The sequence below is a fragment of the Streptosporangium sp. 'caverna' genome (assembly GCF_003203775.1).
Lineage (GTDB): Bacteria > Actinomycetota > Actinomycetes > Streptosporangiales > Streptosporangiaceae > Streptosporangium > Streptosporangium subroseum.
Genome location: NZ_CP029711.1, coordinates 8,023,223 through 8,047,679, shown reverse-complemented (window position 1 = coordinate 8,047,679; position 24,457 = coordinate 8,023,223). Strand labels below are relative to the sequence as shown.

At 69.2% G+C, this 24,457-nt stretch carries 20 protein-coding genes; 7 read left to right on the top strand and 13 right to left on the bottom strand.

Annotated features, from left to right (window positions below):
• Nucleotides 1-95: 95 nt before the first annotated feature.
• The 7 genes from DKM19_RS34640 to DKM19_RS34610 form a co-directional block, all read right to left on the bottom strand.
• Nucleotides 96-1,193: an AAA family ATPase gene (locus tag DKM19_RS34640; protein WP_110701614.1), complete on the bottom strand. Its 1,098-nt coding sequence runs from the start codon at nt 1,191-1,193 to the stop codon at nt 96-98.
• Nucleotides 1,190-1,831 carry a nicotinamide riboside transporter PnuC gene (pnuC, locus tag DKM19_RS34635; RefSeq protein ID WP_110701612.1) on the bottom strand — a complete coding sequence of 214 codons (642 nt, stop codon included), beginning with the start codon at nt 1,829-1,831 and terminating at the stop codon, nt 1,190-1,192. The genes DKM19_RS34640 and pnuC overlap by 4 nt, the downstream gene beginning before the upstream one ends.
• A gap of 38 nt (nt 1,832-1,869) precedes the next feature.
• Nucleotides 1,870-2,727 carry a biotin-dependent carboxyltransferase family protein gene (locus DKM19_RS34630; protein ID WP_110701610.1) on the bottom strand — a complete coding sequence of 286 codons (858 nt, stop codon included), beginning with the start codon at nt 2,725-2,727 and terminating at the stop codon, nt 1,870-1,872.
• Nucleotides 2,724-3,419 (bottom strand): allophanate hydrolase subunit 1, encoded by a 696-nt coding sequence (locus DKM19_RS34625; RefSeq protein WP_110701608.1) that lies wholly within the window; start codon nt 3,417-3,419, stop codon nt 2,724-2,726. The genes DKM19_RS34630 and DKM19_RS34625 overlap by 4 nt, the downstream gene beginning before the upstream one ends.
• Nucleotides 3,420-3,429: 10 nt before the next feature.
• A complete protein-coding gene (locus DKM19_RS34620) occupies nt 3,430-4,185 on the bottom strand; it encodes a LamB/YcsF family protein (RefSeq protein WP_110701606.1) in 756 nt (251 codons plus the stop codon).
• A gap of 7 nt (nt 4,186-4,192) precedes the next feature.
• The gene (locus DKM19_RS34615) at nt 4,193-5,704 is read right to left on the bottom strand and encodes a hypothetical protein (RefSeq protein WP_239513734.1); all 1,512 of its coding nucleotides are present in this window, start codon (nt 5,702-5,704) and stop codon (nt 4,193-4,195) included.
• A 203-nt stretch (nt 5,705-5,907) separates the two neighbouring features.
• The gene (locus DKM19_RS34610) at nt 5,908-6,150 is read right to left on the bottom strand and encodes a hypothetical protein (RefSeq protein ID WP_110701602.1); all 243 of its coding nucleotides are present in this window, start codon (nt 6,148-6,150) and stop codon (nt 5,908-5,910) included.
• 743 nt (nt 6,151-6,893) lie between these two features.
• On the opposite strand from DKM19_RS34610, the gene DKM19_RS34605 reads away from it, so the two are divergent.
• The 3 genes from DKM19_RS34605 to DKM19_RS34595 all read left to right on the top strand — a co-directional run bounded on the left by DKM19_RS34605 (nt 6,894) and on the right by DKM19_RS34595 (nt 11,938).
• The gene (locus DKM19_RS34605; RefSeq protein WP_110701600.1) at nt 6,894-8,987 is read left to right on the top strand and encodes a SpoIIE family protein phosphatase; all 2,094 of its coding nucleotides are present in this window, start codon (nt 6,894-6,896) and stop codon (nt 8,985-8,987) included.
• Nucleotides 8,988-9,229: 242 nt separating this feature from the next.
• On the top strand, nt 9,230-10,861 hold the full coding sequence (locus DKM19_RS34600) for an RNA polymerase sigma factor (protein ID WP_110706198.1): 1,632 nt from the start codon (nt 9,230-9,232) through the stop codon (nt 10,859-10,861).
• Between the two features lie 111 nt (nt 10,862-10,972).
• Nucleotides 10,973-11,938 (top strand): hypothetical protein, encoded by a 966-nt coding sequence (locus DKM19_RS34595; RefSeq protein ID WP_110701598.1) that lies wholly within the window; start codon nt 10,973-10,975, stop codon nt 11,936-11,938.
• Between the two features lie 174 nt (nt 11,939-12,112).
• On the opposite strand, the gene DKM19_RS34590 is transcribed toward DKM19_RS34595, so the two are convergent.
• Both DKM19_RS34590 and DKM19_RS34585 read right to left on the bottom strand, forming a co-directional pair.
• Nucleotides 12,113-12,853 (bottom strand): YaaA family protein, encoded by a 741-nt coding sequence (locus tag DKM19_RS34590; RefSeq protein WP_110706197.1) that lies wholly within the window; start codon nt 12,851-12,853, stop codon nt 12,113-12,115.
• Nucleotides 12,854-13,453: 600 nt separating this feature from the next.
• On the bottom strand, nt 13,454-13,681 hold the full coding sequence (locus DKM19_RS34585; RefSeq protein WP_110701596.1) for a hypothetical protein: 228 nt from the start codon (nt 13,679-13,681) through the stop codon (nt 13,454-13,456).
• A 238-nt stretch (nt 13,682-13,919) separates the two neighbouring features.
• On the opposite strand from DKM19_RS34585, the gene DKM19_RS34580 reads away from it, so the two are divergent.
• Nucleotides 13,920-15,992 carry a type IIA DNA topoisomerase subunit B gene (locus DKM19_RS34580; RefSeq protein WP_204358369.1) on the top strand — a complete coding sequence of 691 codons (2,073 nt, stop codon included), beginning with the start codon at nt 13,920-13,922 and terminating at the stop codon, nt 15,990-15,992.
• 106 nt (nt 15,993-16,098) lie between these two features.
• Here DKM19_RS34580 and DKM19_RS34575 read toward each other — a convergent pair whose 3' ends face one another.
• Nucleotides 16,099-16,647, bottom strand: coding sequence for a carbonic anhydrase (locus tag DKM19_RS34575; RefSeq protein ID WP_110701592.1), 549 nt, complete (start codon nt 16,645-16,647; stop codon nt 16,099-16,101).
• 167 nt (nt 16,648-16,814) lie between these two features.
• Between DKM19_RS34575 and DKM19_RS34570 the strand changes: the two genes are divergently transcribed.
• Nucleotides 16,815-17,132 carry a hypothetical protein gene (locus DKM19_RS34570; protein ID WP_110701590.1) on the top strand — a complete coding sequence of 106 codons (318 nt, stop codon included), beginning with the start codon at nt 16,815-16,817 and terminating at the stop codon, nt 17,130-17,132.
• 206 nt (nt 17,133-17,338) lie between these two features.
• On the top strand, nt 17,339-17,704 hold the full coding sequence (locus DKM19_RS34565) for a VOC family protein (RefSeq protein WP_110701588.1): 366 nt from the start codon (nt 17,339-17,341) through the stop codon (nt 17,702-17,704).
• A 5-nt stretch (nt 17,705-17,709) separates the two neighbouring features.
• On the opposite strand, the gene DKM19_RS34560 is transcribed toward DKM19_RS34565, so the two are convergent.
• Nucleotides 17,710-20,211 carry a DNA topoisomerase (ATP-hydrolyzing) subunit A gene (locus DKM19_RS34560; protein WP_110701586.1) on the bottom strand — a complete coding sequence of 834 codons (2,502 nt, stop codon included), beginning with the start codon at nt 20,209-20,211 and terminating at the stop codon, nt 17,710-17,712.
• A gap of 189 nt (nt 20,212-20,400) precedes the next feature.
• Nucleotides 20,401-21,006 (bottom strand): GNAT family N-acetyltransferase, encoded by a 606-nt coding sequence (locus DKM19_RS34555; RefSeq protein ID WP_110701584.1) that lies wholly within the window; start codon nt 21,004-21,006, stop codon nt 20,401-20,403.
• Between the two features lie 200 nt (nt 21,007-21,206).
• On the opposite strand from DKM19_RS34555, the gene DKM19_RS34550 reads away from it, so the two are divergent.
• The gene (locus tag DKM19_RS34550; protein ID WP_110706196.1) at nt 21,207-23,276 is read left to right on the top strand and encodes an ATP-dependent DNA helicase RecQ; all 2,070 of its coding nucleotides are present in this window, start codon (nt 21,207-21,209) and stop codon (nt 23,274-23,276) included.
• 177 nt (nt 23,277-23,453) lie between these two features.
• Here the strand turns inward: DKM19_RS34550 and DKM19_RS34545 are convergent, their stop codons facing one another.
• Nucleotides 23,454-24,347 carry a carbohydrate kinase family protein gene (locus tag DKM19_RS34545; RefSeq protein ID WP_110701582.1) on the bottom strand — a complete coding sequence of 298 codons (894 nt, stop codon included), beginning with the start codon at nt 24,345-24,347 and terminating at the stop codon, nt 23,454-23,456.
• Nucleotides 24,348-24,457: the final 110 nt, after the last annotated feature.

The following is a 24,457-nucleotide window of genomic DNA, read 5'->3' as shown; positions in this document are numbered from 1 at the left end:
GGCCCGGCGGCCCGGTGGTTTGGCGACGTGGTGGATTCGGTGCGTGGCGGTGCGGTAGCCCGGAGGATGAGTCCCCGTGCCAGGCCGAGGGACGCTCAGAGGGGTGCGGCGAACGCCCAGCCCTGTGTGATCAGGGCGTCGACCGCTTCGACGGCTCGCTCCAACCGCGCGTGCGGCGGACCGGACACCACGAGGTGCGGCAACCCCCGCAGGGCCAGCTCCTCGCGGAAACGGGCGTCCATCCGGTGCCGGACGGCTTCGCCGTCCCGCCAGCCATCCTGCTCGAACGGCACGTCCTCCACCGAGGTGTGGATCCACAGGTCGTGCCGGGCGCGCGGATGCACGGCGGAGGCCACTCCCAGATAGCGCTCGTGCCAGAGCGAGGTGGAGAGCGCGTCGGTGTCGCAGACCAGCAGGGGAGAGCCGGTGCGGGCGGCGGCGTCCTCCCAGAGGAGCTGGCGTTCGGCGATCGTCGCGAACTCCGGGGACTCCCACTCCAGATCGTCCAGCCATGGCTTGGGCAGCCCGGTGGCCTTGGCACGGCGGCGGGCCAGGGCGAGCTTCTCCTCGCAGTACGTCCTGCCGTACTCGGGCACCCACCGGGTCGCCGCCCACGGCCCGCCCCGGGCGGCGTAATGGGCGGCCAGATCCCTGGCCAGGGTGGTGGTCCCGCTGGACTCCGCGCCGACGACCGCCACGCGACGGGCCAGGTGGCCGCGGACCGCGGGAGAGAGCCACCGCCAGCACGAGGCCGGGTCGCGCCTGACCATCGTGCCGCTCACCGGGAAGCGCCCCCGATCCGGGTCGACGCCGACGTGGGCGGCGCCGAACCGGTGGGCCAGCTCCGGACCGTACTCCTCCGACGAGAAGACCGCGTCGATCTCCGGAGCCCCGCCGTGCGCGAGGGCGAGCGCGTGCCGGAACACCGTGACGTGCGCCGACCAGATCTCCGGATCGGCGTAGTCGATCTCGACGTCGTCGACCACGGGGGCGATCGTCACCTCGGCCTGTGGATGCGCCTCACGCAGCCAGGCCGCGCGCAACGCCAGCGGGATGCTCTCCGCGGTCGAGGCGGTGACCACCACGCTCACCCGGGCGCATCGCGCCGCCGCGGTGTCGATCAGGTGATGATGACCCGCGTGCGGAGGGTAGAACTTGCCGACGATCAGGCCATGGGCGAAGGCCGCGCTCATGCCGTCACCGGGACAGGCCGGGTCGCGAGGTCCCTGCGCCAGGCCAGCAGGCCCGAGACGCAGAGCGCGAGGAAGATCACATAGAGGGCGCCGGTGAGGTACAGGCCCTTGTGGACGTAGAGCGGGACGTAGATCAGGTCGACCGCGATCCACAGCCACCACGACTCCACCAGCTTGCGGGTCTGCCCGTAGGTGGCCATCAGCGAGAGCGCGGTGGTCAGGGCGTCCCAGAAGGGCACGGTCGAGTTGGTCCAGGTGGCGAGGACGACGGTGAGCACGGCGGTGGCGGCGATGCCGCAGCCGATCAGCGCGGCCCATTCGGTGCGATCGGTCCTGCGGACCGTCAGCCGGGTCCGGCCCGCCCCGCCGTACAGCCACTGCCACCAGCCGTACAGCCCGAGCGCCACGTAGAGGATCTGCAGGGTCGCGTCGGCGTAGAGCCCGACGGCCAGGAAGACCAGCCCGAGCAGGATCACGTTGGCGACGCTGATCGGCCAGTTCCAGAGGTGCTGGCGGGCCACCAGCCAGACCGTGAGGATCCCGGTGACGAAGCCGAGGAACTCGGCCCAGCTGGTGGGCGCCCCGCCGACGACGAAGGCGGGTTGGAGGAGGGGATCCAGGAGTTCTGCGAGCGTCATGCGATCTCCTTAATCGTCGCTGTGACGATAATAGATGATCACATATGGAAGCGGATCCGGTCACCGGGGCGGAGCTGGGCGGCTCTGGCGAGGGCGGCCGAGGTCAGAACGGCGATGACGGGATAACCGCCCGTGGGCGGGTGATCGGCGAGAAACACGATCGGCTGGCCGTTGGGCGGCACCTGGACGGCTCCGGCCACCATGCCCTCACTGGGCAGCTCCCCCTCACGGACCCGTTCGAGGCAGGCGCCGCGCAGCCGGACGCCCACCCGGTTGCCGTCCTGGCTGACCTCGTACGGCTCCGCGCACAGGTCGGCCAGCGCGCCGGGCACGAACCAGTCGTCGCGGGGACCAGGCAGGGCTCGCAGGACATCCGTCATGACTCCGGGCTGCGCCGCCGCGTCCACGGTGAGCGGAGGCAGAGCGCCGGTCGGCCCCACGGGCAGGACCGTTCCGGGACGGAGCGGGGGAGGGCCGAGACCGGAGAGCGAGTCGGTCGACCTGCTCCCCATGGTGGCGGGAGTGTCGAGGCCGCCCCTGATCGCGACGTAGGTGCGCAGGCCCGCCGAGGGGAGCCCGATCCGGAGCTCGTCGCCCGGAGCGACCCAGAACGGCGCGCACATCCCCGCGGGGACCGTTCCGCGGGGCCGCGAAAGCTCCACGGGACAGGGAGCCCCGGTGACGGCGGCCCAGGCTCCGGCGGCGAAGCGCAACCGGGCACCGCCGAAGGTCAGCTCCACTCCCGCCGCGCCTTCGGGGTTGCCGACCAGACGGTTGGCCAGCCGCAGGCTCGGCGCGTCGGCGGCACCGGAACGGGGCACGCCGAGGTGGCCGTATCCGGGCCGGCCGAGATCCTGCACGGTGGCGTACGGTCCCGGAGCGATCACCTCGATCATGGACCGGCGATCGGCTGGAAGCGCACCCGCGTGCCCGGGGTGAGAACGGCGGGCGGGTCGGCGGTCACGTCCCACACGATCAGGGGGGAGCGGCCGAGCAGCCGCCAGCCGCCCGGGGAGGCCGAGGGATAGACCGCGGAGTAAGGTCCGGCGATCGCCACCGCACCGGCGGGTACCGAGGTCCGCGGGGTGGAGAGCCGAGCCACGTGCAGCACCGGATCCAGACCCGTGAGATAGGCGAATCCGGGGGCGAAGCCCAGCCAGCCCACCACCAGCTCCCGCCGGGCGTGCAGCTCGACCACCTCCGCCACGGAGAGCCCGCTCAGGGCGGCCACGTCGTCCAGGTCGGCGCCGTCGTAGACCACGGGGACCGTCACGGTCCTGGTGGGCAGGGAGGCTCCGGCGCCGGTGGTGCGGGCCGTGGCCAGCAGACCGGAGAGCCGGTCCCGCAGTCGTGGCAGGTCGGCGCCCGGTGCGGCGACGAGGACGGTGGCGGGGCCAGGCACGATCTCGACCACCCCGGCGGGGCGGTCGGCCCGCAGGAGGGCGTCCAGCCGGTGGGAGACCGCCAGCGAGCCGGTCTCCACCAGCAGGGCGTGCTCTCCGGCCCGCCGGATCGTCGTCGTGCCCTCCGGCGCCCCGCCCCCGAGGGCCGTCTCCAGGCTCGCCGGTGGGGCGTCCTCGCGGGTCATCGCGCCGGCCTCACGTGAAAGCCCTCAGCGTCACGCCGGCCTTGACCAGGCCGTCGCGGACGCTCTGCGCCAGGAGCACGGCGCCGGGGGTGTCGCCGTGCACGCAGATCGAGCGCGCGTCCACCGGGACCTGGGAGCCGTCCACGGCGGTGACCGTCTGGGCGGTCGCCATGCGCACGGCCCTGGCGGTGACCTCGGCGGGGTCGTGGAGCACCGCGCCGGGGGAGCGGCGGGAGACCAGGGCGCCCGCGGAGGTGTAGGCGCGGTCGGCGAAGGCCTCGACGACGGTGGCGAGCCCCTCGCGGGCGGCGATCTCGTGGACGGCGGAACCGGGCAGGGTCAGCACCGGCAGACCCCGGTCGTAGTCGACCACCGCGGTCACGACCGCCTCGGCCTGCTCGGGATCGCGGCAGATCCGGTTGTAGAGCGCGCCGTGCGGCTTGACGTAGGAGACCCGGCCGCCCATCGCCCTGGCGATCCCGTCGACCGCCGCCAGCTGGTACAGCACCTCGGCGCAGAGCTCCTCCGGATCCACCTCCATCTCGCGGCGCCCGAACCCGGCCAGATCCCGGTAGGACACCTGCGCGCCGATCATGACGCCCCGGTCCACCGCGGCCGCGCAGGTGCGGCGGATGATCACCGGATCACCCGCGTGGAACCCGCAGGCGATGTTCGCGCTGGTCACCACGTCGAGCAGGGCCATGTCGTCGCCCAGCCGCCAGATGCCGAAGCCCTCACCCAGGTCGGCGTTGAGATCGATCACCATGGCTCACCTACATTGGAGGTTCGTCGGGTATGTCTGCGATGTCGTCAAGGGCGATGGCCAGCTCCTCCGGATCGTCGCCGATCCGCTCGGCGATCTCGATCAGGACGTGCAGCACGTCGTGCCGGTCGTGGCCGAGGTCCAGCAGCCGCTGGGCGGCCTCCCAGAGCTGTGGAGGATCACCCTCCCAGAGGCGGCCGGCGATCTCCTCGTGCCAGGCGAGGTGCTCGTCGTAGTCGGGCCGGTTGATCTCGCCGCCGTGATCGATCCCCAGCAGGACCCGCCGGTCGGTCTCGTCGGCCGGATTCAGCAGGCCGAGTTTGATCTCGCCGTGCGTGCCCTGGAGAAATGGGAACGCGAACACCCGTCTGGCCAGGGCCGACAGGTCGCCGTCCGGCAACAGCCGCTCCAGCAGGTTGTCGTCGAGGCCGAAGGTCGTCGGGTCGCGGTAGGCCTCGGCGAACTTGCCCGTCGCCTCCCAGATCCCGTCGAGGGTGGCGCGCAGGCCCTCGTCGGGCAGGCCGGTCCTGCGCGCGGCGAAGCGCGCCCATGCCCCCAGCACGTGAGGCACCGCCTCCTGCTCGGCAGGGGTGAGCAGGACCTTGCGCGGCAACCAGTCGAGAAGGAACGTCTCGCACTTGGTCGGGCTTACCCGGAGCGGACGGCCGAAATCCTGGTCACAGCCGTAGTCGATGATGTGGTCGGCGCACCGGGAGGCCGCCGAGGGGTCCGACAGGTGCTCGGCCGCGCTCGAGGACAGGAACTCCGCGGCCAGCATCGCCCGGCGGTCGCGGCTGTAGGGAGCCTCGCTGTGCAGCGGGGCCGGGCGCTTGCGGCCGGGCGGCAGCGCCTTGATCCGGGACCGGGCGAAGGCGTGGTAGGCGCTGTAGCTGTCGCTGATCGGCGCGGACGTCCTGCGGTCGCCGTACTCCACGGTGGCCTTCATGGCCGATTCGAGCAGCGCCCGGGCCTGCTGCGGCTCGATCTCCTGGAACCTCAGCATCGGGTTGCCCTCGGCCTCGGCCCGGGCCTGTTCCAGCAGCTTGTCCACGTGTGAGGAGACCCAGGCGTCGCGGGCGATGCCCCGCATGTTGTAGTCGACGATCACGACCAGCGCGTGCCGGTCCTCGCCGCTGTCGGCACCCCGGTAGCCGAAGGTGCAGATGACCGTGTCCTGGTCGCCGTAGGCGTCGCGGGAGACGAAGCAGCCGGTCGGCTTGACCGCGCCCAGCCGGTTGGCCCAGCGGGGCCTGGCCACGTCGCGCTCCATGAGCGCCAGGGCCGCGCCCTCCGCCTTGGCGGCCTGGCGGGCGGTGCCGAGGTAGGCCAGCGCGATCAGCAGGGTGAGCGCGGCAGGAGACCCGGCCTTGGCCGCGTAGTCGACCAGACCCTCACCGAGGACCTGCTCGGCGTCTCCCCGTTTCAGCCGGCGCCCCCACCATGCTCCGATCATGTCCGAGACCATGAGCTCGGCGTCCAGCGGGCTGCGTACGGCGAGCAGCTCGCGAGCCGCCAGCAACATCTCGGAGAAAACCTCATCCGGAGACTGGCTCTCCCTGGGGTCTCGACGATGTCGCCGGCTCAAGCAGCCTCCTCCGTCGGCCGTATGAGCCTGTCGCCGCTGCCGCCGCGCTGATTGGCCCGTTCGCTTCGCTCGCTCACGCCCCAACCTTCTCGCATTCCCGGGCCAAACGGTGCGTAGAAGACGGCCGGGTGCCCCCGATGCTACCGGGGACTTCGGGGCGGCGGCGCGGAGTTGACAAGGGCGAGCAAATGCTCGCGCGCCACACGTTCGATCACTTCGGGTGTCGCCCTGATGCCGAGGTGCTCGGCGCAGGCCCGGACTTCGGCCACGCATCGATCCACGGTGGACGCGGGAACAGTGAGAAACTCAGCGGCCAGATGGGCGCTCACCGGCTCGTGGAACGTCGTCGTGCCGCCGGTGGAGCGGATGGCGAGAGCAGGCATGAGTGTCGCATTCCTCCGGTTTTCCGGGGGGATGACCCCTAGGGAGACGGCCGGGACGTGCGTTCTCATTCCACAACTTATCCCGTAAGTGTCAACCCTCCGAGGGAGTGATATGGGAAGCTGACAACTTAACTTGACTCAACTTGGCTACAGGGGAGCGGGCCGGTGTCATCGAAGAGGGAGCCAAACGGACAAGGAGTCAGTAGCCTGATCTTGCCGGGGCTGCCGATGGAGACGAGGTCGGCAGTTGCCGGGACGGTCCGGCTCGATCCTGCTAGGGTCCTGGCCGCAAACGTTTAAGGCGTCGGCGATGATCGCGCCGGCGGTCGCGAACACGGTGGGAGCAGCGTCAGGTTCTGGGCGGCGCAAGGCCGGCGAGAGCCATGACGCCGAGCACGCGGGAAGATCCCGATCCGGGCTTCTCGCATCAGGGCGTTAGATTGCCTCGGCCTCGGAAAGGGGGCGGATGCGGCGGGAGACAGCGTCACCATCCGGCTCCGGCGCAGTGCCGGCCGGCGGATGCCCATGCCGGCGCCCCGGCGCGTTAGCGTGGAACCCCCGGGCCCCGGGCCGAAGACGTTCGAGGGATGCGCCGACCTCATCATGGGCGGGGCTTCCGTCCGCACACACCCATCGCTGATGATGTACTGCAGGATCCGGTCCCCCGGAGCCGCGCTACGCCAATTCGCAAGTTTGGAGATGTGCCTCGTGGGAGACCCTGGCACGCGACGGAGGTGCCGACCATGAGCGCCGAAACCTCCGTGCCCCGTCCCCGGGAGTCGGGTGTGGACATCTCAGACTCCGGGCTGTTACAGGGCTTGCTGTCGCAGTCACCGTTCGCCTTCGCGTTCTTCGACCCCGCCGGTCGTTTCCAGCGGGTCGACGAGGTCTTCGCCGACGTGGTCGGGCTCTCCGTCGAGCGTCTGGTCGGCCGGGCTCCGGGCGAGTTGCTCTCCGCCGATCTCACCGCGCTCATCGAGGGCTCTGTCCGTGGCATCGCGGAAGGCTCCGAGGTCGACGGCGATCAGCGGATCCGGGTGCGCACGGCCGACGGGGAGACCCATCACTGGTCGCTGACGTTCTCCCCGGTCCACGACGACAAGGGCACGCTCCGCGCGGTCTGCCTCATCGGTGTGAACATCACCGACAGCAGGCAGGTCGAAGAGGATCTGCGGCGCAGCGAGGAGCGTTACCGCTCGCTGGTCGAGGCCCAGTCCCAGCTCGTGTGGATCACCGCGCCGACCGGGGTCGTCATGGAGGACGCGCCGCAGTGGCGCGCCATCACCGGCCAGGGACTTGAGGAATACCTCACCCACGGCTGGCTGGAGGCCGTTCATCCCGATGATCGCCCCCACACCGAGGAGGCGTGGCGCGACGCGCTGCGCGGCCGGACCATGTTCGAGTGGAGTTACCGCGTCCGCACCCGATCCAGCGGCTATCGCCACTTCGAGGTGCGCGCGGTCCCGATCATCCGGCACGGCCGGGTGGTCGAGTGGGTGGGCGCGAACACCGACGTCACCCCGCAGCGCGAGGCCGAGGAGATGCGCGGGCGGCTGACCGATCAGCTCGGCGCCGCCGCCCTGCGGACCGCCCGGCTCCAGGGCGCCACGGCGATGCTCGCCGAGGCGCTCACCGTCGAGCAGGTCGTCCAGGTCATCATCGACGTGGGCCGTACGGCACTGGCGGCCGACAGGTCGGCCGTGGCACTCCTCGACATCGACAGGGCCGCCCTGAAGCTGGTCAACAGCGGCGGCATCCCCGATGTGCCCGGCGCGCCGGGTGAGGAGATCCCGCTGTCGCACTCCAGCGTGATGACCATGGCGGTGAACAGCCGCCGCCCGGTCTTCGCCGAGTCCCCCGAGAGCCTGAGGTCCCAGCTTGTGGACGCGGGAGGCGAGGAGGAGACCGTCACCAGCTTCATCGCCCACAGCGATGAGCGGGCCTGGGTGGGCCTGCCGCTGCTGGCCGCGGGGCGCGCGCTCGGCGCGCTGCGCTTCTCCTTCACCAGACCCCAGAAGATCTCTCAGGAGGACGGCGTCTTCCTGGAGGCGCTCGCCGGGCAGTGCGCTCTGGCCGTGGAGCGGGCCACCCTGTTCGAGCGGGAGCATCGCACCGCCGAGACGCTCCAGCGCAGCCTGCTGCCCGATCGCCTGCCGGTGGTGCGCGGCCTGGTGCTGGCCCAGCGCTTCCGCTCGGGAAGCCGTCACGTGCAGGTCGGTGGCGACTGGTACGACGCGTTCGTGCTGCAGGACGGCCGGGTCGCGGCGGTGGTCGGCGACGTCATGGGCAAGGGAGTCAAGGCCGCGGCCGGGATGGGCAGGATCCGCAACGCCATGCGGGCCCTGGCACTGACCAATCCGCCGCCCGCGGCGGTTCTCACCGGCCTGGACCGGGTCTTCGAGGCCACCGAGGAGGAGGAGCAGGTCACCACCCTCGCCTACATGGTGGTCGAGCCCGGCACCGGAGAGGGCACGCTGGCGCTGGCCGGCCACCCGCCGCCTCTGCTCGTCTCACCGCAGGGCGTGCCGCTGCTGTGCGACGGTGAGCCGGGCACGCCGCTCGGCTGGCCCACGAGCCGCAGGCAGTTCCGGTTCTGCGTTCCTCCTGGTCACACCGCTGTCCTGTATTCAGACGGTCTGGTCGAGAACAGGAAGCGTGGGCTCGATGCCGGACTCGCGGAACTTTGCTCTGTTGTGACCGAAGCGCCACCCGAAGTCGTCGGAAGCCCGCATATGTTGCTGGATTTCCTGGTGGATCGGATGCTGTCGGGATATGAGCAGGATGACGACGTCACGGTGCTCGCGATTCATGTTCCTCCAGCCACGAAGAGTGACTGAATGAATCAGTCATAACGGTTGCTTTCGGGTATCGGTGCCTCGCTTACGTACGCACTACTCTCTTGGTCGGCCTAGGGTGGAGGACAACCGCCAGGAGGCGGCCGTATGGATCACGGTGTCATGCCACAATGCTGGACAGGTGCGTCGCGGTTCGCGCGGCCTCGCTAATTACAACTAGAGCTAACTGCCCCTAGTTGGGCATCTGGGTCCATTCTCGTCACGCTTTCCTTCGAGAGGTGTTCGTGTCGCCTGCAAGTTCGACTCGCTCGAAGCCATCCGAGCTGAACGAGCCCGTCATTCAGCAGCTGATGGAGCGGGGGCGCTCGCAGGGGTTCCTCGAGTCCGAGGATGTCCGCAAGGCCGTCGAGGAAGCGGACATTCCGATGGCGCAGGTCGCTGGAATACTGCGCAGCCTCAGCAAAGAGGGCATCACGGTAAGACTGACCGCTGAGGACTCCGCGGCTCCCAAGAAGTCCCGGACTTCGACCAAGCGCCGTGCCCCCGCCGTTCCCGCCACAGTTAAGAAGACCAAGACCGCCGCGGCGGCCAAGGAGCAGCCGGAGACCGTCACCGCGGTCGTCAGCGGCTCCGAGCCCACGCCCGCGGCCAAGAAGCCGGCGACCCCGGCCAAGAAGGTCGCCCCGGCTGCCAAGAAGCCGGTTCCCGCCCCGCCCAAGAAGGCCGGGCCCGAGGCGGCTGCCCCGAAGTCCGACCCGAAGCCGAAGTCGGCCTTGGGCGAGGACGATGAGGACGTCGAGCTCGAGGATGTCGAGCTCGAGGACTTCGACCTGGAGGCCGTGGCCGAGGTTGAGGTCGAAGTCGAGGTTGAGGTCGAAGTAGAGGTTGAGGCCGAGGCCGAGGAAGCGCCCAAGGTCGTGGTCGTCGAGCAGAACGAGGACGAGGTCCTCATTCTCTCCGACGACGACGACGACGCTCCTGTGCCGCAGGTCGCCGCCGCCGGCGCCACCGCCGACCCGGTCAAGGACTACCTCAAGCAGATCGGCAAGGTCCCGCTGCTCAACGCCGAGCAGGAGGTCGAGCTCGCCAAGCGCATCGAGGCCGGCCTGTTCGCCGAGGAGCAGCTGGGCACCGACGGCGAGACGCTTCCGGTCGATGTGCGCGCCGAGCTGGAGTGGATCGCCGAGGACGGCCGCCGGGCCAAGAACCACCTGCTGGAGGCCAACCTCCGTCTCGTGGTCTCGCTGGCCAAGCGCTACACCGGCCGCGGCATGCTCTTCCTGGACCTGATCCAGGAGGGCAACCTGGGCCTGATCCGCGCGGTCGAGAAGTTCGACTACACCAAGGGTTACAAGTTCTCCACCTACGCCACGTGGTGGATCCGGCAGGCGATCACCCGAGCCATGGCCGACCAGGCGCGGACCATCCGCATCCCGGTCCACATGGTCGAAGTGATCAACAAGCTGGCCCGTGTCCAGCGGCAGATGCTGCAGGATCTCGGTCGCGAGCCCACTCCCGAGGAGCTGGCCCGCGAGCTCGACATGACCCCTGAGAAGGTCGTCGAGGTCCAGAAGTACGGTCGTGAGCCGATCTCCCTGCACACCCCTCTGGGTGAGGAGGGCGACAGCGAGTTCGGTGACCTCATCGAGGACTCCGAGGCGATCGTCCCGGCCGACGCGGTCAGCTTCACGCTTCTGCAGGAGCAACTCCACTCCGTTCTGGACACGCTGTCCGAACGTGAGGCGGGCGTGGTCTCGATGCGGTTCGGTCTCACCGATGGTCAGCCCAAGACTCTCGACGAGATCGGCAAGGTCTACGGGGTGACGCGTGAGCGCATCCGGCAGATCGAGTCCAAGACCATGTCCAAGCTTCGCCACCCGTCCCGGTCCCAGGTTCTGCGCGACTACCTGGACTGAGATTCAACGACGGCAGGGCCCACGCCATCTGGCGTGGGCCCTGCCGTCGTTAACGCAGCTGTAACAGCCCGGTAGCACGGAGTGTGGGACGGGCTTCTAGGCTCCCGCCCCATGGGTGTGGCCGAAATGGACAGGATTCGCGCCCGGGGGCCGCGGGTGATCATTGATCGCCCGTGGGCGGACGCAATGCTCGACGACGCGGTCGCCGCGGTGCGCCGAAAGATTTTCGAGGCCGGGACGGTCGCGCTCGGTGCGACGCGAGGAGATCCGGAGAGCCGGGCACTCAGGGTCGAGGCACTGGCCAAGGCCGCTGTCGGCTTCAGCCGGAGCATCGAGGCGCTGACAAGCCGCGACCAGGGCAATCCCGATCTCTGGCTGTGGCTGGGCCGTACTCGCATCGAGGAGGCCTGGGCGCTCAAACCGGATGTGAAGGCGAGAGCCGTGCAGGCGCAGCGCCTGCAGGCCTTCCAGCAGGCGATGGAGTCGGCCAGGCATCCGCTCCTCGCCGCTGCGGCGCTCGCACCGTCCGATCCGGTGCCCTGGGAGTCGATGATGTGGTTCTGTCTCGGCCTCGACCGCCCGCGTCAGGAGAAGGACGCGGCCTGGTTCGAGGCCGTTCGCCGTTATCCGACGCTCTTTCCGGCCCACGTGGCCCGGTTGATGACGCTCTCTCCCGCCTGGGGAGGCAGCGCACAGGAGATGCTGGGGTTTGTCAGGCAAGCCGTCTCGCAGGCGCCGGACGGCGACCCGATGCCCGCGCTGCTGCCCCTGGCGCATTTCGAGCAGGTGGCAGCCGAGCGCTCGCCGATGTCGCGGGGAGGCTGGTTCTCGGACGAGGCGCTGCGCGAGGTCGTCTCACACGCGGGTCGCTGGCTGGGCAGGGGCGGACATCCACGGGCGGTGGAGGCCCACAACCTGTTCGGAGCCGCCTTCTACCTGGCTGACCTGCGGCGGCCCGCACGCGGGCACCTCATGCGGACCGGAGGCAGGGTGAGCCGGCTGCCGTGGTCCTATCTCGGTGATCCGGCTCAGCAGTTTCTGCGGGCCTGCGGCCGGCTCAACGTCGTTCCTGTGTGAGCGCCCAGGAAACCTTTCGGCGTGGAGGTTTCCGGTAAGGGGTGCGCTCTCCGGGCGTTCTGGGGAGAGCTCTCCGTGCGTCCCGGAGGAGATCGGGAGACCGCCGCGGCGCGCGGTGAGCTTTCGGCAGGGGCGTGCCCTGTATGCCTCCGGCTTTGATAAATGCGTCATATGTCACACTTTGACGCTAAGTGTCCACGATCCTCTACCGCTCGGAGGCGGTTCGAGGGCGACGGAGTGGCCCAGGTGGTCCAGGATCTTGGCGAGTTCTCCGGGAGTCTGGGGGTCTGTGCCCTCCTCCAGCAGGGAGCGGGCGATCGCACCGCGAGTGGCCTTGGCCATGTGGCTGACGACCTTGCCGTCCCTGAGCACTCGCACCGTCACCGCACGGTCACCGGGCCGCCACGCCGCGGCATAGGTGCTGGAGCGCAGATCTACGATCAGACCGGGCTCGGCGTCGAGAACCGGGGTGATCGACCGGCGCCAGTAGGAGCCCAGCCCACCGAGCGACGGCAGTTTCACTCCCATGGAGAGCCGGTACGGTGGCACCCGGTCGGTGATCCGCAGCAGGCCCCAGAGCCCGGAGAAGATCAACAGGCTCTCCGCCGCCCGCCCGGACGCCTCGGGGGACAGGGAGGCCAGGCCGAGATTTTCGTAGAGCACGCCGGTGTAGAGATCGGCGGCCTTCAACGTGGGGGCGGTCCGCAGGATCTGGTTCTTGCCGATCTCACCGAGCTGTCCCGGCGACAGTCCGAGAACGACCTGAGCCTCGGCGCCTTCGCACAGTGCGCCGAGCGAGTCCAGAACGATCTCCCGGGGCGCGTTCAGGGAGGAAAAACTCAGTTGGGACAGGTTAAGGGCGGGGCCGTCGCCAAGCGGGGCCTTTCCCTCCGACGGAGGCAGCACAATCAGCACAGTCGCCGAGCGTAGTGCGGTGAGAGGCGGCCGGAGTCCTTCAGCGTCCTTCAGCGTGATCAACAGGGTTTTTGACCGTCCTGTCGACCGCTCCTGGCCGGCGATTCACCGGACGAACGCGGAGAGACGGGTTCTGCGCGCCGCCGGCGATGTGACCGAGCGGGCTGAGCGCTCTCGTGGGCATGGCTCACCCAGGAACGGCTCAAGGCCTGATGGAACGCGGGTGGAAAAACGCGTGCGACGACCGCGCAGCGTGAGCGGAAAATCTCGAAGCGTGAACGGGGAATTCGGTGTCGGCGGCCTGAGGACGGCCACGCACATCCTCATCGGCACGCCTGCCGTCCACGCCTCGTTGGGGCAGGAGGCCGTGAAGCGGAACCGAGATCTTGTTTTATGGCTGTGGTGCCGCGCGCGCGGCACCCGGGCCATCAACGGGAGATATAGCGTGCCCTGCTCTCGTATGCGCGAGGGCAGGGTACGTCTGGCGGGCATATTTAGTCGTGGTGGAGGCGAACACCGTGACCCGGCCGCTCTAGGAGCGGCAGGACCTCACGGTGTCGGGCCGATATCGCTACCGGGTCCGATGACTCCTGCACCTACCTATTCATCGTTGGTCGCAGCCGAAGGAGCGTCGCTGAGACGCGCCGACTCGTCCTGGATGTTGGCGCCCTTGTCCCGCAGCACGGCTATGTGCTGCCGCCCGTGGTGGGCGCAGAACAACAGCTCCCCACCTATGGGCAGGGTCGCGCGGATGTAAGCCTGGGCGCCGCACCGGTCGCAGCGGTCCGCGGCCGTTAGCTGCTTGGCGGGGGCGAGAGTTCCAGTCACGTATCGCCTTTCAGGTCATCCCCAAGTGGAGGATCTGGCGTCAGTCACTTGAGAGAACATCTAACCCGATACGAACGTTCCCAACCGACCCCCCACTACGCCGAGAGCGGAAAGCCCCGGAGGTAAGGGTGATCACGCCGGATGTAACACTGTTGGCCACCTGATGGCAAGCTTGTACGCGCAGCGGTGGGAAGAACGGTAAGCTGCGCACACGTGTTCGAGCAGAGTGGGAGTGGCTGTGACCGCAGTTAGCGCGGAGGCGGGTTATACGGCTCGTCATCTGTCGGTGCTGGAGGGTCTCGAAGCCGTTCGCAAGCGTCCGGGCATGTACATCGGGTCCACCGACAGCCGTGGCCTCATGCACTGCCTCTGGGAGATCGTGGACAACGGGGTCGACGAGGCCCTGGCCGGTCACTGCGACCGCATCGAGGTCGAGCTCCACGCCGACGGTTCGATCGAGGTCCGTGACAACGGCCGTGGCATCCCGGTGGACATCGAGCCCAAGAGCGGCCTGGCGGGAGTCGAGCTCGTCTACACCAAGCTCCACGCCGGCGGGAAGTTCGGAGGCGGCTCCTACGGCGCCTCCGGCGGCCTGCACGGCGTCGGCGCCTCGGTGGTCAACGCCCTGTCCTCGCGGCTGGACGTCGAGGTCGACCGCGGTGGCCAGATCCATGAGATCAGCTTCCGCCGGGGAGTCCCCGGCGTCTTCGACGGCAACGGGCCCACGGCCAAGTTCAAGAAGAAGTCCGGGCTGCGCGACGGCGGCAAACTCGCCCGCAAGGTCACCGGCACCCGCGTCCGCTTCTGGGTGGACCACCAGATCTTCCTGCCCGATGCCGAGGTCTCCCTCGACGAGATCCACGTCCGCCTCCGTCAGACCGCGTTCCTGGTCCCCGGCCTGACCCTGGCCGTGCGTGACAGCCGCGGTGAGGAGGCCGCCGAGGAGGAGTTCCACTTCGACGGCGGCATCTCGGAGTTCACCGAGTTCCTCGCCCGTGACGAGGCGGTCTGTGACGTGCTGCGCCTGCAGGGCGTCGGCCACTTCCACGAGACCGTGCCGGTCCTCGACGATCTTGGGCACATGACCGCCACCGAGGTCCAGCGCGAGCTCACCGTGGACGTCGCGCTGCGCTGGGGCAAGGGCTACGACAGCACCATCCGGTCCTTCGTCAACGTGATCGCCACCCCCAAGGGCGGCACTCACATCAACGGTTTCGAGCGGGCCCTCGTCCGCACGCTGAACGAGCAGTTGCGTGAGACCCGCCTGCTGAAGAACGGCGATGCCCCGGTCACCCGCGAGGACATCATGGAGGGCCTCACCGGAGTGGTGACCGTCCGGGTGCCCGAGCCGCAGTTCGAGGGGCAGACCAAGGAGGTCCTGGGCACCTCGGCGGCCTCCAGGATCGTCGCCCACGTCGTCGCGCGAGAGCTCAAGGAGCTCTTCACCAACCTTCCGCGCGGTGCCAAGCAGCAGCTGCGCGCGGTCCTGGAGAAGATCGCCGCAGCGGCCAAGGCCCGCGTCGCCGCCCGTGAGCACCGTGACAACCAGCGGCGCAAGACCGCCCTGGAAAACTCCGCGCTCCCGGCCAAGCTGGTCGACTGCCGCAGCGACGAGGTGGACCGCAGCGAGCTGTTCATCGTCGAGGGTGACTCGGCGCTGGGCACCGCCCGCGCTGCCCGCGACTCGGAGTTCCAGGCGCTGCTGCCGATCCGCGGCAAGATCCTGAACGTGCAGAAGGCGTCCGTCGCCGACATGCTCAAGAACACCGAGTGTGCCGCGATCATCCAGGTCATCGGCGCGGGCTCCGGCCGCTCCTTCGACATCGAGGCGGCCCGTTACGGCAAGGTCATCCTGATGGCCGACGCCGACGTCGACGGCGCTCACATCCGCTGCCTGCTGCTCACCCTGTTCCACCGCTACATGAGGCCGATGGTCGAGGCCGGCCGCGTCTTCGCCGCCGTCCCGCCGCTGCACCGGATCGAGGTCACCAACCCCGGTCGCGGTCAGAACAAATACGTCTACTGCTACTCCGACGCGGAGCTGCACCGGGTCCTGCGCGACCTGGAGCGCCGGGGCAAGCGCTGGAAGGATCCGGTCCAGCGTTACAAGGGCCTGGGCGAGATGGACGCAGACCAGCTGGCCGAGACGACCATGGAGCCTCGCCACCGGACTCTTCGCCGGGTCCAGATCGAGGACATCCAGGAGGCCGAGCGCATCTTCGACCTCCTGATGGGCAGCGACGTGGCCCCGCGCCGGGAGTTCATCGTGGGCAGCGCGGCCGAGGTCGACCGCGACCACATCGACGCCTAGCCCCGCATTCCGCACGTGACCCCGACCGGCCTGGGGCGACTACCCACGGCGTTGGATCAGATGTAGCTGCTGACCTGCAACGACATGGCACGTGCGGAAAATGGGCCTAGCGGGTCGTGTCGCCGGGATCGAGGGGCGGGGAAGCCTGCCCGCGCCCGGTCCACATCTCGATCGGCATCAGCTTTCCGGTGCGCACGTCGTAGATCGCGCCGCCCACGGGCAGGTCCGCGGGCAAGAACGGGCTGGTCCCGATGCGCCTGAGGTCGTGGCGCAGGGCGGCGTTCTGGTCGGGGACGGTGTGAAACTCCAGGCTCCGGGTGTCGACGCCGTGCTGGGCGGCGAGCTTGTGCACGTCGTCGTCGGTGGCCTTCGACATGCCACAGTCCGTGTGCGGCATGACCAGCACCCGCTTGACGCCCAGCAGGTAGACCGCCAGGACGAGCGTCCGCAGCACGTCGTCGGTCACCCGGGCTCCGGCGTTACGCAGGATCTTGGCGTCACCGGGCTTCAGGCCGAACAGTCCCAGCGGGTCGATCCGCGAGTCCATGCAGGTCACCACTGCTAGGCCGCGGGCCGCCTTGCCGGTCAGCTCCGCATCGGTGAATGCGGCGGAGAAGTCCTCGTTCGCGGCCAGCAGGTCGTCGAAGACACTCACATGAACACCTCTTGGTCAGCGGAATGAACGAGACCAATAATCCCTCATGCCCATTTCGTGGGAATTTCCGGGTCCTCTTTTCGGGGTGTCTTCACGAAGGTCCCACCATCGATGCTCACTCTGAGTGATGATGTTGTGATGCACGGTGTGAAAGTGTGGAGAGGGCAATGAGCAGGACCGAATCCCTGGCCGACTATCTGCGCGCTCAGGGTAGGCGAAGCCTGGACCGGGTGGAGGCCGGAGATGAGGGGCGCAACGCCCGCTCGGCGCTGGCCCTCCTCGACGCGGCGGTCTACGCCCGATCGTTGAGCGACGACGACCCGTTCGTGGTCACTCTCGCGGAGGCGGGATGCTTCGGCCCGCACGGCTGTGACGAGTTCCAGCCGACCGATCAGGTCGCCCGGCTGATCCGTTTCTGGGAGTCCGGAGAGCCCTGGCAGCTGTTGATGGCGATCCGGTTCGCTCTCCAGGGCGCACCGGCGTGATCGGATGAGGAATGCGGCGGTGGCGTTGGGGCAGGCGTTCCGCGCGTCCCAAGGCTGAGGCGTTTGACGGGCCCCGGGGCCGGGGCGTGCTGCGCGCTCAGGGGCGGGGCGTTTCGCGCACTCCGAGCCGAGGGGCGCGAAAAGCGATTGGAGCTTCCGTAGGCACCGCCATAGGATCTTTACCGGTGTTGAAATTTGGAGGAATCATGGCAATTGCCCGCATGCGGTCGATCGTTCTCGACTGTCCCGACCCGAAGCGCCTGGCCGACTTCTACAGCGCCCTTCTGGGGTGGGAGATCACCAGTGTCGAGGACGACTGGGTGACGGTCACCGATGGAAATCCAGGACGACTCTGCTTCCAGCTGGCTCCGGACCACCAGCCGCCCGTCTGGCCCAGTGCCGACCGGCCCCAGCAGTTTCACATCGACGTGACCGTGGACGACCTTGACGAGGCAGAAGCGGCCACGGTGGCGCTGGGCGCGGTCAAACACCCGCACCAGCCGGGCGAGAAGGACGGTTTCCGCGTCTTTCTCGACCCAGCCGGGCATCCGTTCTGCCTCTGCGTGGACTGACGGTCCTACGCGATCTCAGGGCTCTGTGGGGCCTGAGGGTCCTGCGCGGGTTCGTCGAAGGCGCCGATGGCTCCGCCGACGGCCGCCACGGTGTGGGTGAGCCGGACTCCGGAGCCGTCACGCCGGCCCAGCTCCTCGGGGAGAGGCACGGGCTTGCCGACGGCCGAGACCGCGCGGGCGGGGCCGGGGCCGACCCAGGCGAGCAGTAGCACGTCTTCGCCCTTGAGGAACCGCTGGACGCGAACGCCGCCGGTGCCACGGCCCTTGGCCGGATATTCGGTGAAGTCGGAGATCTTGGCCCCGCCGATCTGGGTGCCGGGCAGCGCGGTGGAGGATCCGGCGATCGTCACGACCTGTGACTCGCGTGCCGGATCGACCACGCCGAACCAGATCACGGTGGCGTCGTTGTCGAGCCGTACGCCCGCCATGCCACCCGCCGGACGGCCCTGCGGACGGACGATGGAGGCGGGGTAACGCAGGAGCTGGGCTTCGGAGGTGACGAAGACCAGGTCGTGATCCTCGCTGGTCAGCTCCACCGCCCCCACCACCGTGTCGCCGTCCTTGAGCCCGATGACCTCGAAGTCGTCGCGGTTCGCCGGGTAGTCGGGGACCACCCGCTTGACCACGCCCTGTGCCGTGCCCAGTGCCAGCCCGGGCCCGTCAGGATCGAGCGAGCCGATGCCTACAACCGTTTCACCCGGGTTGAAGGTGACATATTCGGACACGGGATGTCCGCCGGACAGCGACGGCGGGTTGACCGAGCGAGGCAGCGTCGGCAGGTCGACCACCTGGACCCGGATCATCCGGCCCTGGTTGGTGACCACGCCGACCTCACCCCTGACCGTGCTTCTCACCGCGGAGACCAGCACGTCGTGGGCCGAGCGCTCACCGTCGCCGGCCAGCGAGGAGGCGTCGGAGGTGCGCGCGAGAAGGCCGGTCGAGGAGAACAGCACCAGGCACGGGTCGTCGGGCACCTCCAGCGGCGCCATGGCGTTCCTGGTGACGCCGGAGGACTCCAGCAGCACCGTGCGGCGAGGCGTGCCGAAGGTCTTGGAGACCTGGGCGAGCTCGTCGGAGACGACCTTGCGGAGCTTGTCGTCCGAAGACAGGATCGCGGTCAGGTCGGCGATCTCCTCCTGGAGAACCCGCTTCTCGTTGTCGAGTTCCAGCTTGTCGAAGCGGGTCAGGCGGCGCAGCGGGGTGTCGAGGATGTAGGCGGCCTGGATCTCCGAAAGCTCGAAGACCTCCATCAGGCGCTCGCGGGCCTGGGCGGAGTTCTCCGAGGAACGGATGACCTGGATGACCTCGTCGATGTTGAGCAGGGCGATGACGAGACCGTCGACCAGGTGCAGGCGCTCCTCACGCCTGCGCCGGCGGTAGGCCGAGCGGCGGCGGACCACGTTGATGCGGTGGTCCACGTAGACCTGGAGCAGCTCGCGCAGGCCCAGCGTGCGGGGCTGGCCGTCGACCAGCGCCACGTTGTTGATGCCGAAGGTCTCCTCCATCGGCGTCAGCCGGTAGAGCTCCTCCAGCACGGCCTCGGGGATGAAGCCGTTCTTGATCTCGATGACCAGGCTGAGGCCCTTGTGCCGGTCGCTGAGGTCCTTGAGGTCGGAGATGCCCTGGAGCTTCTTGGCGGTGACCAGCTCTCTGATCTTGGTGACCACGCGCTCGGGGCCGACGTTGAACGGCAGCTCGGTGACGATGATGCCCTTGCGCCGGGGGCTGACCTGCTCCACGGCGCACTTGGCGCGCATCCGGAAGGTGCCCCGGCCCTTGGTGTACGCGTCGCGGATGCCGTCCAGGCCGATGATCGTGCCGCCGGTGGGCAGGTCGGGCCCCGGCACGAACCGCATCAGGTCGTCGAGGGTCGCGTCCGGCTTCTTGATCAGGTGGCGTGCGGCCGCGATGACCTCGACGAGGTTGTGCGGCGCCATGTTGGTCGCCATGCCGACCGCGATACCGGTGGCCCCGTTGACCAGCAGGTTCGGGAAAGCCGACGGCATGACCGTGGGCTCGGTCTCCTGGCCGTCGTAGTTGGGCTTGAAGTCGACGGTGTCCTCGTCGATCGACTGCACCATCGCCATGGCCGCCGAGGCCAGGCGGGCCTCGGTGTAACGCATCGCGGCGGGCATGTCGTCGGGGGAGCCGAAGTTGCCGTGCCCGTCGATCAGCGGAAGCCGCATCGAGAACGGCTGCGCCATGCGGACCAGCGCGTCGTAGATGGCGGTGTCGCCGTGCGGGTGCAGCTTGCCCATCACGTCGCCGACGACGCGCGAGGATTTGACGTGACCCCGGTCGGGGCGCAGGCCCATCTCGCTCATGGAGTAGAGGATGCGGCGCTGGACGGGCTTGAGGCCGTCTCTGGCATCGGGCAGCGCGCGCTGATAGATGACCGAGTATGCGTATTCGAGGAAGCTGGTGCGCATCTCGGTGGAAACGTCGATGTCGACGATCCGCTCCTCGAAGCCCTCGTCAGTCGGGGGTGTGGTCGTCCGTCGAGCCATCTGATTTCCTGCGCGGGCACCTCGGCCTTCAGGCCGGGGGGAAGCGCATCCTCCTTCTGTCTGCGTGGTGTAGCCGTAGCCATCGGCTCTGGAGGAGCGTCAGGCCGGGAAACCGAACATTATGCCGAGACTCGATACCATACCCAGGGCACCCGACACTTCAAGGCCGTCTGCGGGCCGATCTCCCGGCTACCGGCGATCGGACGGGGCACCGGGGGCCGGAGCAGGCCTGGGCCCCGCTCCGGGCCAGGGCCCGGGAGTGTCGCCTTCGTACTCGTCTCCGGGAACGTTGATCTTGCTGTCGTAGATCCGGAACCCCCGCGCCTGGTAGTTGGCGAGCGCCACCGGGCTGTCGAGGGAGCAGGTGTGCAGCCACACCCGCCGGGTCGGCTCCCGGTCCGGCTGCCGCTCGGCCAGATCCCAGGCGCGGGCCACGGTGAACTCGAGCAGATGCCCGCCCACGCCCTTGCCGATCGCCCAGGGCAGGAGGCCGAAACAGGTGATCTCAACAGTCGCGTCGTCCTGAGGCATCAACTCGGCATATCCGGCCGGGGTGCCGCGGTGGTAGGCCACCCAGGTCTCCACACCGCGGTCCAGCCAGTCCGCCCACTGCTGCCAGGTCCACGGTAGCCGATTGGTCCAGTGCCATTCTCCGCCGACGGCCGTGCTGAGGAACCGGCTGAACTCGGGCGAGGGCATTTCGGCGAGCACGACGCCGACCTCGATCGCCGGTTGCTTCGCGGCGAGCAGATCGGCAGGTGAGGTCTGTTCGAGATACCAGGTGGTGACGTCCATAGTGAGATGCATCAAACCATGGCGCGGAACGCGGCCGATCCCTCCGTGCCCGCGGAAGGCGGCGGAAGACACCATTCGACACCATTCTGCGCGCAGTGTGACCCAGGTCACTCCGTTCGGTGTCGTCGCGACCCCGCATGCCGTAGTAGGGGGAAATAGTCACCGGGACCTGGTACCAATGACCGGTGAGCGAAGAGCAGATGCTGCGAGAAGAGGCCGAAGAGCGACTGCGTGCGCTCGCCGGAGAGCACGCCCGGCTGCGTGAGGACCAGTGGACGGCGGTCAAGGCGCTGGTCATGGAGAGAAGCCGGGTGCTCGTGGTGCAGCGCACGGGCTGGGGCAAGTCGGCCGTTTACTTCGTCGCCACCGCGCTCCTGCGCGAGCTGGGAGAGGGGCCGACCGTCATCGTGTCGCCCCTGCTGGCCCTGATGCGCAACCAGATCGCCGCCGCCGAGCGGGCCGGGATCAACGCGGTAACGATCAACTCGGCCAACCCGGAAGACTGGGAACAGATCTACAACCAGGTCGCCGAGGGCACGGTCGACGTGCTGCTGGTCAGCCCCGAGCGGCTCAACAATCCCGACTTCCGCGACCAGGTGCTGCCCGAGCTGGCCGAGAGCGCGGGCCTGATCGTGGTGGACGAGGCGCACTGCATCTCCGACTGGGGCCATGACTTCCGCCCTGACTACCGGCGGCTGCGCACCTTGTTCGAGGAGCTGTCGGAGGGCGTGCCGATCCTGGCCACCACCGCCACGGCCAATGCCCGGGTCACCCGCGACGTCGCCGAGCAGATGGGCGAGGAGACACTCGTCCTGCGCGGGGCGCTGGAGCGCGAGAGCCTTCACCTCGGGGTCGTGCGCCTGCGCGGCGCCGAGCAGCGCCTGGCCTGGCTCGCCCAGACGCTGCACGAGCTCCCCGGTTCGGGGATCATCTACACGCTCACCGTGGCCGCGGCCCAGGAGATCGCCGCCTACCTGCGTGAGCAGGGTCACGAGGTGGTCGCCTACTCCGGGCAGACCGAGCAGGCGGAGCGGCTCGCCGCCGAGCAGGCGCTGCTCGACAACAAGATCAAGGCTTTGGTCGCCACCTCGGCGCTGGGGATGGGGTACGACAAGCCCGACCTCGGCTTTGTCATCCACATGGGCGCGCCGCCGTCTCCCGTGGCCTACTACCAGCAGGTCGGCCGGGCCGGTCGCGGGGTGGAACGGGCCGAGGTGATCCTGCTGCCCGGCGCGGAAGACCGCGAGATCTGGGCCTATTTCGCCTCGCTGGCCTTCCCGCCCGAGCCGGTGGTGCGGACCGTGCTCGCCGCCCTGGAGGAAGGGGGGGTGCTGTCCACGGCCGCCCTGGAGAACCGGGTGGATCTCAGCCGGAGCAGGCTGGAGACCATGCTCAAGGTCCTCGACGTGGACGGCGCGGTGCACAGGGTCAAGGGCGGTTGGGAGGCCACCGGCGAACCGTGGGGTTACGACGCGGACCGCTACGCCCGGGTCGCCGCCGAGCGAGAGGCCGAGCAGAAGGCCATGCTCGACTACCTCGACACCACCGGCTGCCGCGAGGAGTTCCTCCGCCACCGCCTGGACGACGACGCCGCCAAACCGTGCGGGCGCTGCGACAACTGCACCGGAGTCCACCGCTCGCCGGAGGTCGAGGCGCAGGCCGTGGAGCGCGCGGCCGAGCGCCTGCAGCGGCCGGGGGTGGAGATCGAGGCGCGCAAGCAGTGGCCGACCGGGCTGACCGACCTCAAGGGCCGGATCAAGCCCGAGCTGGGCGCCGAGCCCGGCCGGGTGCTGGGCCGGCTCACCGACATCGGCTGGGGCAACCGTCTGAGGGGGCTTCTCGCCGACGGAGCCCCCGACGGCCCGGTCCCCGACGACGTCTTCGCCGCTGTGATCAAGGTGCTGTCGTCCTGGGAATGGTCACAGCGCCCGATCAGCGTGGTCGCGATGCCCTCGGGCAGCCGGCCCCAGCTGGTCCGCAGCCTGGCCGAGCGGCTGGCCCAGGTGGGCCGCCTGTCCTATCTGGGTGATCTGGGTTACCGGTCGGGCCGGCCCGGACGGCAGTTCAACAGCGCTCAGCGGGTCCAGGCGATCAGGTCCACCCTCGCCATGCCCGCAGCCCTGGGCGCGGCCGTCGCCGCGGCGGGCGGTCCGGTCCTGCTGGTCGACGACCGCGTCGACACCGGCTGGACCATGACACTGGGAGCCGCCATGCTGCGCCACGCCGGGGCCCCCGCGGTCCTCCCGCTCGCCCTCGCGGTCACCAGCTAGGCCCGTTTTCCGCACGTGCCACATCGTTGCAGGTCAGCAGCCATATCTGATCCAGCGCTGTGGGTAATCGCCCCAGGTCGATCGGGGTCACGTGCGGAACGCGGGGTCAGGACCGGTGGACGCGTGGTCGTCCGGCGCTCCCCGACCGAGATCCGGCGTCCGGGGGCGCCGGTGACTTCAGAGGCGGGGGCGGGCGCCCAGGTGGGAGATGGCCCTGGAGGCCAGGTGGCAGCCGTTGGCGAGGGCTTCCGCCGGGGGCTTGCCGTCGAGCCAGGGGGGGAGGAAGCCCGCGGTGAAGGCGTCGCCGGCACCGGTGCCGTCGACCACCCGCTCAACGGTCTTGGCGGGAACCTTGATCGGTTCGGGGCGATTGCTGGTGTACCACAGCGCGCCCTCGTCGTTGAGCTTGATGACGACCTGGGGGAACCAGGCGGTGAGCACCTTCGCGGCGGCGGCCGGGTCGTCGCGGCCGGTCAGGACCTTGGCCTGGTCGGCGTTGGCGAACAGCAGCTTGGCGCTCTGGGTCCATTCCAGGAACGGCTCGGCTCCGGTGCGCTCCAGGGGAGCGGAGGAGGAGCAGTCGACCGAGACGGACATTCCCGCGCGGCGGGCCATCTCCAGGGCGGCGAGACCGGCGTCGCGAGAGCCCTCGTTGATCAAGGTGTAGCCCGACAGATGCAGGTGGCCCGCGTGGGAGAACAGGTCGCGGGGCAGGTCCTCGGGGGAGAGCGCCGCGTTCGCGCCCGGATCGGACAGCATGGTGCGCTCGCCCTTGTGGGTGACGAGCACCACGCAGGTGCCGGTCGGCCGCTCGGGATCCATGACAAGACGTGCGTCGACGCCGTAACCCATCAGCTCCATGTCGCGGTTACGCCCGGTGATATCGGCGCCGCGACGCCCGATGAAAGCCACTTCAGTGCCCTCGACGGCAAGCCAGGAGGCGATGTTGGCCCCCGAACCACCGCCGTGCATGGTGACGATCGCCGGTGTGTCGCTGGCTCTGGCCAGCGGGTAGCGAGCCCGCGCGACCGCGTCGGTCATGAGATCGCCCACCACGACCACCCGCGTCATGATGTCACCACCTTGCTGCCTTCGATGCTGACGTGCCTCTAGCCGCGAAAAACTTAACAGCTTCCGGCAAGCGTATGGGGTCAGGATCGGACAGCGGGCCATAGTCGATG

Coding starts and splice junctions, on each gene's coding strand:
- DKM19_RS34640 (WP_110701614.1), bottom strand. CDS start 1,193: ATGAGCGCGGCCTTCGCCCATGGCCTGATCGTCGGCAAGTTCTACCCT.
- pnuC (WP_110701612.1), bottom strand. CDS start 1,831: ATGACGCTCGCAGAACTCCTGGATCCCCTCCTCCAACCCGCCTTCGTC.
- DKM19_RS34630 (WP_110701610.1), bottom strand. CDS start 2,727: ATGATCGAGGTGATCGCTCCGGGACCGTACGCCACCGTGCAGGATCTC.
- DKM19_RS34625 (WP_110701608.1), bottom strand. CDS start 3,419: ATGACCCGCGAGGACGCCCCACCGGCGAGCCTGGAGACGGCCCTCGGG.
- DKM19_RS34620 (WP_110701606.1), bottom strand. CDS start 4,185: ATGGTGATCGATCTCAACGCCGACCTGGGTGAGGGCTTCGGCATCTGG.
- DKM19_RS34615 (WP_239513734.1), bottom strand. CDS start 5,704: ATGTTGCTGGCGGCTCGCGAGCTGCTCGCCGTACGCAGCCCGCTGGAC.
- DKM19_RS34610 (WP_110701602.1), bottom strand. CDS start 6,150: ATGCCTGCTCTCGCCATCCGCTCCACCGGCGGCACGACGACGTTCCAC.
- DKM19_RS34605 (WP_110701600.1), top strand. CDS start 6,894: ATGAGCGCCGAAACCTCCGTGCCCCGTCCCCGGGAGTCGGGTGTGGAC.
- DKM19_RS34595 (WP_110701598.1), top strand. CDS start 10,973: ATGGGTGTGGCCGAAATGGACAGGATTCGCGCCCGGGGGCCGCGGGTG.
- DKM19_RS34570 (WP_110701590.1), top strand. CDS start 16,815: ATGAGCAGGACCGAATCCCTGGCCGACTATCTGCGCGCTCAGGGTAGG.
- DKM19_RS34565 (WP_110701588.1), top strand. CDS start 17,339: ATGGCAATTGCCCGCATGCGGTCGATCGTTCTCGACTGTCCCGACCCG.
- DKM19_RS34560 (WP_110701586.1), bottom strand. CDS start 20,211: ATGGCTCGACGGACGACCACACCCCCGACTGACGAGGGCTTCGAGGAG.
- DKM19_RS34555 (WP_110701584.1), bottom strand. CDS start 21,006: ATGGACGTCACCACCTGGTATCTCGAACAGACCTCACCTGCCGATCTG.
- DKM19_RS34550 (WP_110706196.1), top strand. CDS start 21,207: ATGCTGCGAGAAGAGGCCGAAGAGCGACTGCGTGCGCTCGCCGGAGAG.
- DKM19_RS34545 (WP_110701582.1), bottom strand. CDS start 24,347: ATGACGCGGGTGGTCGTGGTGGGCGATCTCATGACCGACGCGGTCGCG.